Genomic DNA, 13,246 nt, shown 5'->3' on the forward strand with positions numbered 1-13,246 from the left:
TAAAATCGGGTGTGCTATTATCGCGCGCAAAGTTTGCGTCTCGCAGGAGAGAGTCATGAAAGTAACGCTGCCGGAGTTTGAACGTGCAGGAGTGTTGGTGGTGGGTGATGTGATGCTGGACCGCTACTGGTACGGCCCCACCAGTCGTATTTCCCCGGAAGCCCCGGTGCCGGTGGTGAAGGTGGAAAATATCGAAGAACGTCCTGGCGGCGCGGCAAACGTAGCGATGAACATCGCCTCCCTGGGGGCAACGTCGCGCCTGGTGGGATTGACCGGGATTGACGACGCTGCCCGCGCGCTGAGCCAGGCGCTGGCCAATGTGAATGTGAAGTGCGACTTCGTCTCCGTTCCGACTCACCCGACCATCACCAAGCTGCGGGTGCTGTCGCGCAATCAGCAGCTGATCCGCCTCGACTTTGAAGAGGGTTTCTCCGGCGTGGATCCGCAGCCGATGCACGAGCGCATTCAGCAGGCGCTGGGATCCATTGGCGCGCTGGTCCTCTCGGACTACGCCAAAGGGGCGCTGACCAGCGTCCAGACCATGATCGCGCTCGCACGTGAAGCGGGCGTGCCGGTGCTGATCGATCCGAAAGGCACCGATTTCGAACGCTACCGCGGCGCGACGCTGCTCACCCCGAACCTCTCTGAGTTTGAAGCGGTGGTGGGCAAGTGTCAGGATGAAGCGGAGATCGTTGAACGCGGCATGAAGCTCATCGCTGAATTTGAACTGTCGGCGCTGCTGGTGACGCGTTCTGAGCAGGGGATGACGCTGCTGCAGCCGGGGCGTCCGCCGCTGCATATGCCGACCCAGGCACAGGAAGTGTACGACGTGACCGGCGCCGGCGACACGGTGATTGGCGTGCTGGCGGCGACCCTGGCGTCCGGCAACACCCTGGAAGAGGCCTGCTATTTCGCTAACGCCGCGGCGGGCGTGGTGGTCGGCAAGCTGGGGACCTCCACCGTTTCCCCTGTTGAGCTGGAAAACGCGGTCCGCGGCCGGGCTGAGACCGGCTTTGGCGTGATGAGCGAAGAGGAACTCAAACAGGCGGTTGCGGCGGCGCGCAAGCGCGGCGAGAAAGTGGTGATGACCAACGGGGTCTTCGACATTCTGCATGCCGGCCATGTCTCCTATCTGGCGAATGCGCGCAAGCTGGGCGACCGTCTGATCGTGGCGGTTAACAGCGATGCCTCAACCAAACGTCTGAAAGGCGAAACCCGCCCGGTGAACCCCCTGGAGCAGCGGATGATCGTGCTGGGGGCGCTGGAGGCCGTCGACTGGGTGGTCTCCTTCGAAGAAGACACACCGCAGCGACTGATTGCCGGCATCCTGCCGGACCTGCTGGTCAAAGGTGGCGATTATAAGCCGGAACAGATCGCCGGCAGTGAAGAGGTCTGGGCTAACGGCGGTGAAGTGCTGGTGCTCAACTTTGAAGATGGCTGCTCGACCACCAATATTATTAAGAAAATACAAAAAGATAGCGACAAATAAGCTTTCCGCTATTCACCGGCTTGTACGGTGAAGCATCACGGCCCGCGATGGAGATATCGCGGGCCGTTTTTATTTAATCATGTGGAAAATGATTTAGCGCAATAAACAATCATGTTAAGCGCATTTTTCGTACAAATCGCGTTAAGGTAAGCGTAAATACTGAAGTAAGTAAAAGGCATATGACTGATCAGAACATCCACCGCTGAAGGAGTATGCGCATGAACCATAACGATATGTATTCAATGAAGAATTTTGATTTTTTGGCGCGGAGTTTCGCCAGAATGCACGCGCAAGGCCAGCCAGTTGATCTTCAGGCCATTGTCGGCAATATGGATGAAGAGCATCGTGAATGGTTTTGCCAGCGTTATGAACTTTACTGTCGTCAGGTGAACAGCCCGGCGGAAGCCGCACACTAAGCCAAACGCAAAACGGGCCCCAAGGGGCCCGTTTTTTACGGCTGCTCTTCGCTGCCAGGCGTCGCTGCCGGGCGGTTTTCGAGGTCATTCAGACGCTGCTCCAGCAGCGCCAGTTTTTCGCGGGTCCGCAGCAAAACCTGAGTCTGTACGTCAAACTCTTCGCGGCTGACCAGATCCAGGCGGGTCAGCTGCGACTGCAGCGCCTGGCGGATTTTCTTCTCAACATCCTCACCCAGATCGCGAAGTCCTTTTGGCATCGACTCATGGACCTGGCGGGCGATTTGTTCAATTTTTTTCGGGTCAATCATGGTGGTTTCCTGCTCGGGTCGGATGATTGATCATTGTAGTGCGAACCAGGCCGCCTATAAACCAGAAATGTTTGAAGCTTATGCATTGCCGAGGATAGTCAATAGCGTTATAGTTATCTCGCTTATTCTCAGGGCGGGGCGAAATTCCCCACCGGCGGTAAATCAACCATTGCGTTGAAAGCCCGCGAGCGCTTCCCGTGACTACGGGAAGGTCAGCAGATCCGGTGTAATTCCGGGGCCGACGGTTAAAGTCCGGATGGGAGAGAGTAACGGCACAGTCGGGCCCAGGCCCGCTCGCGTTGACTTTTGCCGCTAAACCGGCGCTCCTAAGACTGCCCTGATTCTGGTAACCATAATTTTAATGAGGTTTTTTTACCATGAATCAGACGCTCCTTTCTTCTTTTGGTACCGCTTTTGAACGTGTGGAACACGCTTTGGACGCCCTGCGCGAAGGTCGCGGCGTGATGGTACTTGATGATGAAGACCGTGAAAACGAAGGCGATATGATCTTCGCCGCCGAAACCATGACCGTTGAGCAGATGGCGCTGACCATTCGTCACGGCAGCGGCATTGTGTGCCTGTGCCTGACCGACGATCGCCGCAAACAGCTGGATCTGCCGATGATGGTGGAGAACAACACCAGCGCCTACGGCACCGGCTTTACCGTGACCATCGAAGCGGCCGAAGGTGTGACCACCGGCGTCTCCGCTGCCGACCGCGTGACCACCGTCCGCGCGGCCATCGCCGACGGCGCGAAACCTTCCGATCTCAACCGTCCTGGCCACGTCTTCCCGCTGCGTGCGCAGCCGGGTGGCGTACTGACCCGCGGCGGCCACACCGAAGCCACTATCGATCTCGTGACCCTGGCTGGCTTTAAACCGGCAGGCGTGCTGTGTGAGCTGACCAATGACGATGGCACCATGGCGCGCGCGCCGGAGTGCATCAAGTTCGCTCAGCAGCATAATATGGCGGTGGTCACGATTGAAGATCTGGTGGCCTATCGTCGCGAACATGAGCGTAAAGCCAGCTAAATAGTGGTTCGCTACGCCTGAGCACAGCCCACTTTTTAGTGGGCTGTGTTGTTTCTGCGCCTTAACCGATGCCCATCGTCTGGAGTACCACCAGGCTCAGCCCCATCACCGACATCCCGCACAGGACGCCATAGCTTGGGTTGCTCTGCGGATCGATCTCTTTCGCCAGCGGCATCAGTTCATCGACGGACAGTGCCACCATAATCCCGGCGACGGCAGCCATGATCGCTCCCATCACCAGCGGTGAGACCAGGCTGCCCAGAATCAACCACGCCAGCACGCCGCCCAAAATTTCCGCCATGCCGGAAAGCCCGGCCCAGAGCACCGCCTTGCTGCGCGATCCGGTGGCGGCATACACTGGCCCGGCAACGGCCAGTCCTTCAGGAATATTGTGCAGGGCAACGGCGAGGGCCACGCCCATGCCGAGTTCCAGGTTGTTGCTGGCCGTGACATAGGTGGCGATCCCTTCCGGGAAGTTATGCAGGCTGATACCCAGCGTCAGCAGAATAGCGGTGCGACGTAAATTACGCGGGCGCGGCGCGGCGGGGGTCATCAGATCCTGCGGGTGGGCGTGCGGCAGCAGGCGGTCAAGGCCGAAATAGCCCAGCAGGCCGATGACAAACATCCCGTAACCGAGCAGCGGCGACATACCTTCGGCGGCCAGCGCGGCAGGCAGCATTTCCATCAACGAAATCAATAGCATGATCCCGGCGGCAAAGCCGAGGGAGAAGCCAAGCAGACGGTTAGAGGGTTTCTGACTAATCACGCCAAATATGGCGCCAATAAAGGTTGCGCTACCGGCTAACAGCGTCAATATTAAGGGTGATGACATCGCTACTCTCCCTGTGAAAATAAGTGCATATGAGTATATTGCCTGAGGATGCGCGTACGGGACACGTCCCTTTACCGCGAATTACATTCAAATTTTCTGACGATCATCATCATGGTTATCTGAGTTTATCCTGGCGCAAAAGCGCGTAATGTGAGCACATCACATTGACACCCTAAGGATATCATCATGTCCCGTACCCGAATGCCCGCGTTGTTTCTCGGCCATGGCAGCCCAATGAACGTGCTGGAAGACAACATTTATACTCGCGCCTGGGCTCATCTGGGCGAAACCCTGCCGCGTCCGAAGGCGATTGTGGTGGTCTCTGCGCACTGGTTTACGCGCGGTACGGGCGTGACGGCGATGGAGGCCCCGAAGACCATTCACGACTTCGGCGGTTTCCCGCAGGCGTTGTATGACACCCATTATCCGGCACCGGGCTCTCCGGCGCTGGCGCAACGACTGGTGGAGCTGCTCTCACCAGTGCCGGTCACCCTCGATAAAGAAGCCTGGGGATTTGACCATGGCTCGTGGGGCGTGCTGATTAAAATGTATCCGCAGGCGGATATCCCGATGGTTCAGTTGAGCATCGACAGCACCAAACCGCCGGCCTGGCATCTCGAAATGGGGCGGAAGCTGGCCTCGCTGCGTGATGAAGGGATTATGCTGGTGGCCAGCGGCAACGTGGTGCATAACCTGCGCACCGCCCGCTGGCATGGCGAGAACACGCCGTACCCATGGGCAGAGTCCTTCAATAACTACGTGAAGGCGAATCTGCAATGGCAGGGGCCGGACGAGCAGCACCCGCTGGTTAACTACCTGGCGCATGAGGGGGGCTCGCTCTCCAACCCAACGGCGGAGCATTTTCTGCCGCTGCTGTATGTCCTGGGAGCGTGGGATGGTGTTGAAGCGATGACGATCCCGGTCGATGGCATCGAGATGGGCTCGCTGAGTATGCTGTCGGTGGTGGTGGGCGCCTGATAAGAGATTGTGCTCCGGCGGCGGTATCGTCGCCGGAGCACGACATTATTCGACGAAAATGTGCGGATAGAAGCGCGACAGATCCTGGGTGATCAGCGCCCGATCTTCGCGAATGCCGATCCCGGCGGGCTGATCGTTGATGAGCCAGCTGCCAATCAGCGTGTAGCTATCACCAAACTTCGGCAGGGGGTAAAACTCCTGCACGATGGTCCCTTCTTCCCCGTACGGACCTTCCACCGACTCCACGACTTTGCCCTGCTCAACTATGGAGACGTTGGCCCCTTCACGGGAGAAGATCGGCTTAATGACGTACTTCTCCATCTCCGGGTGGGCATCTTCGCTGAAGTAGGCCGCCAGCAGATTCGGGTGATTGGGGAACATTTCCCATAGCATCGGCAGCAACGCTTTGTTGGAGATAATGCTCTTCCACGCCGGCTCCAGCCAGCGGACGCCGGCGTCTTCCAGCTTGGTGGAGAACATCTCCCGCAGCATAAACTCCCACGGATAGAGCTTGAACAGGTTACCAATCACCTGATCCTGCAGATCGGTAAACTGGCCTTTTTCGCCAAGCCCAATATCTTCGATGTAGAGGAATTCCGTCGCCAGGCCAGCTTCGGCGGCACAGTCCTGCAGGTACTGCACGGTGCCGCGATCTTCAACGGTATCGCGGCAGCAGGCCATATGCAGCAGCTGGAAGCCAAACTGCTCGCGCAGCTCGCCGAAGCGCTCGATGAGCTTTTCCTGCAAGCTGTTGAACTGGTCACTGCCCGCTGGTAGCTTGCCAGCGTTGAGCTGGTCTTCCAGCCAGATCCACTGGAAGAAGGCCGCTTCATACAGCGAGGTCGGGGTGTCGGCATTGTTCTCCAGCAACTTCGGTTCGCCAACACCATCCCAGGCCAGGTCGAGACGCGAGTAGAGCGACGGCTGGTGGGTTTTCCACGACTGGCGCACAAAGCCCCAGGTGTGTTTAGGGATGCGGAATTTGGCCATCAGCTCATCGCTGGCGATCACTTTCTCCACCACCTGGAGGCACATTTGATGCAGCTCGGCGGTGACTTCCTCCAGCTTTTCCACCTGCGCGAGGGTCAGCTTGTAATAAGCCTCTTCGCTCCAGTAGGGCTCGCCGTACATGGTGTGAAAGTTGAAGCCGTACTCGGTCGCTTTCTCGCGCCAGTCCGGGCGCTCAGTAATACTGACTCTTTCCATGTGAGTTAGCCGCCCATCGAGCGAGAAGAGGACGTTGAGCCTGCGGCGCTACGCTGCATGGTCGACTGCTTCGCCACCGACTCGCCGAAACCTCCGCGAGTCACGGTGGTGGTGGTGGCCGGCTTCGGCGCCATCGCGGTTTTCGGCACGTTCATGGTGCGCCCTGGCTGGGCGGCGCCATAGTTCTTGCCGCTGGCGTCGGTGTACTGACCATAAGCCGGGCTGGCCGGATTTTTCGAGCTGAACAGCGGTTGCTGTTGCGCCATGCCGCCGCCCATCAGGCGGCCCATCATATAGCCGGCCATCAGCGGCATCCAGAAGCTGCCGCTGCTTTGCGCCTGCGCCTGATTTTCCGGGGCGACGCCCGCCTGGGCTGGCGTCTGCTGGCACTGGCCTTCGCCAAACTCGGCGACGCAGTCTTCACGGGTGGCATATTTCGGTGCGGTGCGTTCGGCTTCTTTTACCGCGTTGGTGTAGGCCGTGGTGCACTCAGCTGCTTTGCCCGGATTAGCGGCGGAGCAGTCATCAGCGTTCTGGTACAGCGATACCGTTTCGTCGCTTTTTTCACAACCGGCAAGCATAAAAACCGCGGTGACGGCCAGCGCGACCGGCGTCAGATGACGTGCGCTCCAGCTTTTGCGGAATGACGAGTGATTAATTTTTTTTGTCCGTTTCATATTTGTCTTCCAGGACCCAGTGGTATGGCGTGTGTTAACGCTCAGGATAGAGGATGAGTGGTGGAAAATGAAGCGAAGAGGGGCGATAAGCGGGGGATCTTTACGTTGCCTTACGTTTAACGCATCGCCTGTCCGACGGACAGGCGATGCGCGTCACAGTAATGCGAATTACTGACGGAACGGATTGCTGCTGCTGGTCTGCGTCGTCCGCGTGGACGCCGGTTTCACCGCTGCGGTGGTGTTGCCATAGCCATCGGCGGTGGCATCCTGCTGTGGATTTTCCGGCGCGACGCTGTCCGCGGAGGTGGGGATCGGTTTGCCCAGCGTGTTGTTCAGCGCCACCAGATCCTGCTCGTTCAGGGTACCTAACGCCGACTTGATATTCAGCTCGTTGATCAGGTAGTTATAGCGCGCATTAGAGAGCTGCTGCTTGGCGTTATACAGCGTGGTGGTGGCGTCGAGGACGTCAACGATGGTACGCGTACCCACCGAGTAGCCTGCTTCCATCGCATCCAGGGAGCTTTGCGCAGAGACCACCGCCTGTTTGTAGGCGTTGATGCTGCTGATGGAGGCGTTCACGTTGTTAAACGACGAACGCACAGTCTGCACGACGCTGCGGTGGGCGCTTTCCAGCTGCTCGCTGGCGCCAACGAAGTTGTATTGCGCCTGTTTGACCTGCGAGGTCACCGCGCCGCCCTGATACAGTGGCAGAGAGAAGTTCAGGCCGATTTGGTTCTGCCCAACGTCACTGTCGTTGTAGGCGAGTGGGGTATTGGTTTTTGAACCGTTGTAACGCGTATTCGAGACGCCGGTAGAGGCGGAAAGGTTCAGGGTCGGCAAATGACCGTCCTGCGCCTGGCGAATCTGCTCGCGAGCCAGGTCCTGGCTCAGACGCGCCTGCAGCAGCGACAGGTTGCGGTTCTCCGCTTCCTTCAGCAGGGCGTTGACCGCCTGCGGCTTGTTGGTTTTGAAGCCATTCACGTTCAGCGAGGCCAGCTCCGGGTAGTAGTTGCCGGTGACCTGGCGCAGTTCTTCGACGGCGTTGTCGAGATCGTTACGCGCGGTGACTTCGTTCGCCAGCACGGCGTCGTATTGTGAACGGGCGTTCTGCACGTCGGTGATCGCCACCAGGCCTACGTTAAAGCGCTGCGTGGTTTGATCCAACTGGCGGTAAATAGCCTGTTTCTGCGCTTCGGTATAGGAGAGCGTGTCGATGGCGGCCAGCACTTTAAAATAGGCCGTCGCGGTATTCAGAATCAGCGTTTGCTGATCGGTCTGATACGTGACATCCTGAATCCCTGCCGTTTTTTCCTGCAGCGTCAGGGCGCGCCATTTCGACATATCAAACAGAACCTGCGTTAACTGCAGCGAGCCGCTGGTGACGTTAGAGTTGACGCCGTTGTTGTCGCGATAGCCATTGTTATAGGTATAATCCGCTCCCAGCCCAAGCTGAGGCAGTAATGGACTGCGCGCTTCATTGATCTTTTCGAACGCGGCGTCACGATCGGCTGCCGATTTACGCAGATCGGGGTTGCTGATGCGCGCCTGCTGGTAAACCTGAAGCAGGTTTTCCGCCTGGCTCATGGCGCTGAACCCGGTCAGGCTCAGGCCGATAAGAATGGGGAGCAATTTCTTCATTTGCATTCCTTGTTGTGAAGCATTTAGCGCTGGTCTAATTCTAAGAAAAATTCCGCTGATTGTATCGATTCTGCCGCCGTAAAAAGTTGGCGTTACGTGCCATCCGGCGGTAATTTGCACCAATCTAACATACGGACCGTAAAACGGTAGCCAAACGGTCTGGAAATCCCTAATTTCGGATTCGCAGGACATGACAATGAGCAAACCCATTCAGCAGGGAATTACCTTCTTCAAAAATGATGTAGAAATTATTGCACGCGAAACGCTGTATCGTGGTTTTTTTTCGCTCGATTTATACCGTTTTCGCCACCGCCTGTTTAACGGCGGCATGAGCGGCGAAGTCACCCGTGAAATTTTTGAGCGCGGGCATGCCGCCGTCTTGCTACCCTTTGACCCGGTGCGGGACGAAGTGGTGCTCGTCGAACAAATCCGTATCGCCGCCTATGATACCAGCGAGAGCCCGTGGCTGCTCGAAATGGTCGCCGGCATGATCGAAGAGGGGGAAACGGTGGAAGACGTTGCCCGTCGTGAAGCGCTGGAGGAGGCCGGACTTGAAGTCGGGCGGACGAAACCAATATTAAGCTATCTGGCCAGCCCTGGCGGCACCAGCGAACGGTTATCGATCCTGGTGGGAGAAGTTGATGCATCCACGGCAAAAGGCATTCACGGCCTGGCCGAGGAAAACGAGGATATTCGGGTGCATGTGGTGAGCCGGGAACAGGCTTACCAGTGGGTAGAAGAGGGGAAAATCGATAACGCAGCCTCTGTCATCGCCTTGCAATGGCTGCAATTGCATTATCACAATTTACGAAACGAGTGGACAAAATGAAGCGTTATACACCTGACTTCCCTGAGATGATGCGCCTGTGCGAGACCAACTTCGCGCAGTTGCGCCGCCTGTTGCCGCGAACGGATGCAGCGGGTGAGAAGGTAAGCTATCAGGTGGGAAGCGCGCAGTATCGGTTAACGATAGTTGAATCGACCCGCTACACTACTCTGGTGGCGATAGAACAGACTCTGCCTGCGGTGAGCTACTGGAGCCTGCCATCCATGACCGTTCGCCTCTACCATGATGCCATGGTGGCCGAAGTGTGTTCGAGTCAGCAGATCTTTCGCTTCAAAGCGCGGTATGATTATCCTAATAAAAAGTTGCATCAACGCGACGAAAAGCATCAAATTAACCAGTTTCTGGCCGACTGGCTGCGTTACTGTTTAGCACATGGAGCGATGGCGATTCCGGTTTGTTAGCGTCGTTAAACCTAAGGACACCATTTGGAAAGCCTGTTAAACCTACCTCTGGCTGGTGAGGCCAGAGTCAGGATCTTACAAATTACTGATACTCACCTGTTTGCTGAAAAACATGAAACGTTGTTAGGCATTAATACCTGGGAAAGTTATCAGGCCGTACTGTCGGCTATTCATGCCTCACAGCGTCCATGTGATCTGATTGTCGCAACAGGCGATCTGGCGCAGGACCACTCCTCCGCGGCCTATCAGCATTTTGCTGAGGGTATCGCGAGTTTTGCTGCACCCTGCGTCTGGCTACCGGGTAACCATGATTTCCAGCCGGCGATGTACAGTACGCTGCAGGAGTCAGGCATTTCACCCGCCAAACGTGTGTTTCTCGGCGACCACTGGCAGATCCTGCTGCTGGACAGCCAGGTGTTTGGCGTTCCCCATGGCGAGCTGAGCGACTTCCAGCTGGAGTGGCTCGAACACAAGCTGGCGGAAGCGCCGGAGCGTTATACCTTACTCCTGCTGCACCACCATCCGCTGCCTGCTGGTTGCAGCTGGCTGGATCAGCACAGCCTGCGCAACGCTGGCGCGCTGGACCGCGCGCTGAGCGCCTGGCCGCGGGTGAGGCATCTGCTGTGCGGCCATATTCATCAGGAGCTGGATCTGGACTGGAATGGCCGGCGCATGATGGCGACGCCGTCGACCTGCGTTCAGTTCAAACCGCACTGCGCCAATTTCACTCTGGATACCGTCTCACCCGGCTGGCGCTGGCTGGAGCTGCATCCTGATGGGACGTTGACCACCGAAGTGTGCCGCCTGGAAGGCGCCGAGTTTCACCCGGATATCGCTTCAGAAGGCTACTGATGGCGACGCTTCTTTATCTGCACGGCTTTAACAGTTCCCCGCGCTCGGCGAAGGCGATGGCGTTAAACACCTGGCTGTCGCAGCAGCACCCCGACATCACCATGGTGGTGCCGGAGCTGCCGCCTTATCCGGCTGAAACGGCAGAGCTGCTGGAATCCATTGTGCTGGAGCATGGCGGCGAGCCACTCGGGGTTGTGGGGTCGTCGCTGGGCGGCTACTACGCGACCTGGCTGTCGCAGTGCTTTATGGTGCCGGCAGTGGTCGTCAACCCGGCGGTGCGCCCGTTTGAACTGCTGAACAATTTTCTCGGCCACAATGAGAATCCATACACCGGGCAGCAATATGTGCTAGAGTCTCGCCATATTTACGATCTCAAAGTCATGCAAATCGACCCGCTTGAAGCGCCGGATTTACTCTGGTTGCTGCAGCAGACCGGGGATGAAGTGCTTGATTACCGCCAGGCCGTTCATTACTACGCCTCCTGCCGGCAAACGGTGGAGGAGGGCGGTAATCACGCATTTGTCGGCTTTGACGATCATTTCACTCAGATTATCGAATTTCTCGGCCTGTGCTAAACGGCCCTGAACGACCTACGAATACACACCATGACGCAATCTTCATATAACGCTGATGCCATTGAGGTACTCACCGGGCTAGAGCCGGTGCGCCGCCGTCCGGGCATGTATACCGACACCACCCGTCCTAACCATCTTGGTCAGGAAGTTATTGATAACAGTGTGGATGAAGCGCTGGCAGGCCACGCCAAACGAGTGGAAGTTATCCTTCATGCCGACCAGTCCCTGGAAGTCATTGACGACGGGCGCGGCATGCCGGTCGACATCCACCCGGAAGAAGGGGTGCCGGCGGTCGAGCTGATCCTCTGCCGACTGCACGCGGGTGGGAAGTTTTCCAACAAAAACTACCAGTTTTCCGGCGGCCTGCACGGGGTCGGGATCTCGGTGGTCAACGCCCTGTCAAAACGCGTAGAGGTGAATGTTCGTCGCGACGGTCAGGTCTACAGCATCGCCTTTGAAAACGGTGAAAAAGTAGAAGATCTGCATGTCACCGGTACCTGTGGCAAACGCAATACCGGGACCAGTGTCCATTTCTGGCCGGACGAAAGCTTCTTCGACAGCCCGCGTTTCTCCGTTTCGCGTTTGACCCACCTGCTAAAAGCGAAAGCGGTGCTGTGCCCCGGCGTGGAAATCGTCTTTCGCGATCAGGTCAACGACAGCGAGCAGCGCTGGTGCTATGCCGATGGCCTTAACGACTACCTGTGCGAAGCCGTAAACGGCTTGCCGCTGCTGCCGGAAAAACCGTTCGTCGGCACCTTCTCCGGCGAGACGGAAGCCGTGGACTGGGCGCTGCTGTGGCTGCCGGAAGGCGGCGAACTGCTGACCGAAAGCTACGTCAACCTGATCCCGACCATGCAAGGTGGGACGCACGTTAACGGTCTGCGTCAGGGGCTGCTGGATGCGATGCGGGAGTTCTGCGAATACCGTAATATCCTGCCGCGCGGCGTGAAGCTGTCAGCGGAAGATATCTGGGATCGCTGCGCCTACGTGCTGTCGGTGAAAATGCAGGATCCGCAGTTCGCCGGGCAAACCAAAGAGCGTCTGTCGTCGCGCCAGTGCGCGGCGTTCGTCTCTGGCGTGGTGAAAGATGCCTTCAGCCTGTGGCTGAACCAGAACGTGCAGGCTGCTGAACTGCTGGCGGAGATGGCTATCTCCAGCGCCCAGCGTCGTCTGCGCGCTGCCAAGAAAGTGGTGCGTAAAAAGCTGACCAGCGGTCCGGCATTGCCGGGTAAGCTGGCGGACTGTACCGCGCAGGACCTGAACCGCACCGAGCTGTTCCTCGTCGAAGGGGACTCGGCGGGTGGTTCAGCCAAGCAGGCGCGCGATCGCGAATATCAGGCGATCATGCCGCTGAAAGGCAAGATCCTGAATACCTGGGAAGTCTCTTCCGATGAAGTGTTAGCTTCGCAAGAAGTTCACGACATTTCGGTGGCAATTGGTATCGATCCGGATAGCGATGATTTAAGCCAGCTGCGCTACGGCAAAGTTTGTATTCTGGCGGATGCGGACTCCGATGGTCTGCACATCGCTACCCTGCTGTGCGCGCTGTTTGTGAGACATTTTCGTACTTTGGTGAAAGAGGGGCACGTCTACGTCGCGCTGCCGCCGCTGTACCGTATCGACCTTGGTAAAGAGGTCTACTACGCGCTGACGGAAGAAGAAAAAACCGGCGTGCTGGAGCAGCTGAAGCGCAAGAAGGGCAAACCAAACGTCCAGCGTTTTAAAGGTCTGGGTGAGATGAACCCAATGCAGTTGCGGGAAACCACGCTTGATCCGAACACCCGCCGCCTGGTGCAACTGGTGATCAGCGATGAGGATGAACAACAGACCACGGCGATGATGGATATGCTGTTGGCCAAGAAGCGTTCCGAAGACCGTCGCAACTGGCTGCAGGAGAAGGGCGATATGGCGGACCTGGAAGCCTGAGTCTGCACGTTTCACCAGACGTAAAAGGGAGCCTCAGGCTCCCTTTTTCATTTCACGGCTGCGTCGGCGG

The 13,246-nt window shown here is 57.6% G+C and carries 15 protein-coding genes and 1 riboswitch; of the genes, 9 read left to right on the forward strand and 6 right to left on the reverse strand.

The window, feature by feature from the left end:
• The first annotated feature begins 55 nt into the window (after positions 1-55).
• Positions 56-1,489 carry a bifunctional D-glycero-beta-D-manno-heptose-7-phosphate kinase/D-glycero-beta-D-manno-heptose 1-phosphate adenylyltransferase HldE gene (hldE, locus tag CWM61_RS19800; protein WP_008806524.1) on the forward strand — a complete coding sequence of 478 codons (1,434 nt, stop codon included), beginning with the start codon at positions 56-58 and terminating at the stop codon, positions 1,487-1,489.
• A gap of 77 nt (positions 1,490-1,566) precedes the next feature.
• Here the strand turns inward: hldE and CWM61_RS29390 are convergent, their stop codons facing one another.
• On the reverse strand, positions 1,567-1,716 hold the full coding sequence (locus tag CWM61_RS29390; RefSeq protein WP_165785290.1) for a hypothetical protein: 150 nt from the start codon (positions 1,714-1,716) through the stop codon (positions 1,567-1,569).
• Between CWM61_RS29390 and glgS the strand changes: the two genes are divergently transcribed.
• The gene (gene glgS, locus CWM61_RS19805; RefSeq protein WP_004205248.1) at positions 1,708-1,905 is read left to right on the forward strand and encodes a cell surface composition regulator GlgS; all 198 of its coding nucleotides are present in this window, start codon (positions 1,708-1,710) and stop codon (positions 1,903-1,905) included. The two genes, CWM61_RS29390 and glgS, sit on opposite strands and share 9 nt — an antisense overlap.
• A gap of 35 nt (positions 1,906-1,940) precedes the next feature.
• On the opposite strand, the gene ubiK is transcribed toward glgS, so the two are convergent.
• Positions 1,941-2,213 carry a ubiquinone biosynthesis accessory factor UbiK gene (gene ubiK, locus CWM61_RS19810; protein ID WP_064166321.1) on the reverse strand — a complete coding sequence of 91 codons (273 nt, stop codon included), beginning with the start codon at positions 2,211-2,213 and terminating at the stop codon, positions 1,941-1,943.
• 120 nt (positions 2,214-2,333) lie between these two features.
• Positions 2,334-2,485, forward strand: a riboswitch (FMN riboswitch).
• 105 nt (positions 2,486-2,590) lie between these two features.
• Between ubiK and ribB the strand changes: the two genes are divergently transcribed.
• On the forward strand, positions 2,591-3,244 hold the full coding sequence (ribB, locus tag CWM61_RS19815) for a 3,4-dihydroxy-2-butanone-4-phosphate synthase (protein ID WP_061153284.1): 654 nt from the start codon (positions 2,591-2,593) through the stop codon (positions 3,242-3,244).
• A gap of 61 nt (positions 3,245-3,305) precedes the next feature.
• Here ribB and zupT read toward each other — a convergent pair whose 3' ends face one another.
• A complete protein-coding gene (zupT, locus tag CWM61_RS19820; RefSeq protein ID WP_100631766.1) occupies positions 3,306-4,076 on the reverse strand; it encodes a zinc transporter ZupT in 771 nt (256 codons plus the stop codon).
• 186 nt (positions 4,077-4,262) lie between these two features.
• Here zupT and ygiD point away from each other — a divergent pair, with 186 nt between their 5' ends.
• On the forward strand, positions 4,263-5,054 hold the full coding sequence (ygiD, locus tag CWM61_RS19825) for a 4,5-DOPA dioxygenase extradiol (RefSeq protein ID WP_074387574.1): 792 nt from the start codon (positions 4,263-4,265) through the stop codon (positions 5,052-5,054).
• Positions 5,055-5,099: 45 nt separating this feature from the next.
• Here the strand turns inward: ygiD and CWM61_RS19830 are convergent, their stop codons facing one another.
• The 3 genes from CWM61_RS19830 to tolC all read right to left on the reverse strand — a co-directional run bounded on the left by CWM61_RS19830 (position 5,100) and on the right by tolC (position 8,575).
• Complete coding sequence (locus tag CWM61_RS19830; protein ID WP_100631767.1) at positions 5,100-6,260, reverse strand: glutathionylspermidine synthase family protein; 1,161 nt, start codon at positions 6,258-6,260, stop codon at positions 5,100-5,102.
• Positions 6,261-6,265: 5 nt separating this feature from the next.
• On the reverse strand, positions 6,266-6,937 hold the full coding sequence (locus tag CWM61_RS19835) for a DUF1190 family protein (protein ID WP_061153288.1): 672 nt from the start codon (positions 6,935-6,937) through the stop codon (positions 6,266-6,268).
• Between the two features lie 168 nt (positions 6,938-7,105).
• Positions 7,106-8,575, reverse strand: coding sequence for an outer membrane channel protein TolC (tolC, locus tag CWM61_RS19840; protein WP_100631768.1), 1,470 nt, complete (start codon positions 8,573-8,575; stop codon positions 7,106-7,108).
• A 196-nt stretch (positions 8,576-8,771) separates the two neighbouring features.
• Between tolC and nudF the strand changes: the two genes are divergently transcribed.
• The 5 genes from nudF to parE are packed head-to-tail and all read left to right on the forward strand — an operon-like array spanning position 8,772 to position 13,176.
• Positions 8,772-9,404 (forward strand): ADP-ribose diphosphatase, encoded by a 633-nt coding sequence (gene nudF / locus CWM61_RS19845; protein WP_074387575.1) that lies wholly within the window; start codon positions 8,772-8,774, stop codon positions 9,402-9,404.
• Positions 9,401-9,823, forward strand: coding sequence for a DUF1249 family protein (locus tag CWM61_RS19850; RefSeq protein ID WP_002916847.1), 423 nt, complete (start codon positions 9,401-9,403; stop codon positions 9,821-9,823). Before nudF ends, CWM61_RS19850 begins: the two co-directional genes overlap by 4 nt.
• Positions 9,824-9,847: 24 nt before the next feature.
• Complete coding sequence (gene cpdA, locus CWM61_RS19855; protein ID WP_061153291.1) at positions 9,848-10,675, forward strand: 3',5'-cyclic-AMP phosphodiesterase; 828 nt, start codon at positions 9,848-9,850, stop codon at positions 10,673-10,675.
• Positions 10,675-11,250 (forward strand): esterase YqiA, encoded by a 576-nt coding sequence (yqiA, locus tag CWM61_RS19860; RefSeq protein ID WP_061153292.1) that lies wholly within the window; start codon positions 10,675-10,677, stop codon positions 11,248-11,250. Before cpdA ends, yqiA begins: the two co-directional genes overlap by 1 nt.
• Before the next feature lie 30 nt (positions 11,251-11,280).
• On the forward strand, positions 11,281-13,176 hold the full coding sequence (parE, locus tag CWM61_RS19865; protein WP_061153293.1) for a DNA topoisomerase IV subunit B: 1,896 nt from the start codon (positions 11,281-11,283) through the stop codon (positions 13,174-13,176).
• Positions 13,177-13,246: the final 70 nt, after the last annotated feature.

This window comes from Klebsiella sp. K-Nf6 (assembly GCF_002806655.1).
GTDB lineage: Bacteria > Pseudomonadota > Gammaproteobacteria > Enterobacterales > Enterobacteriaceae > Klebsiella > Klebsiella variicola.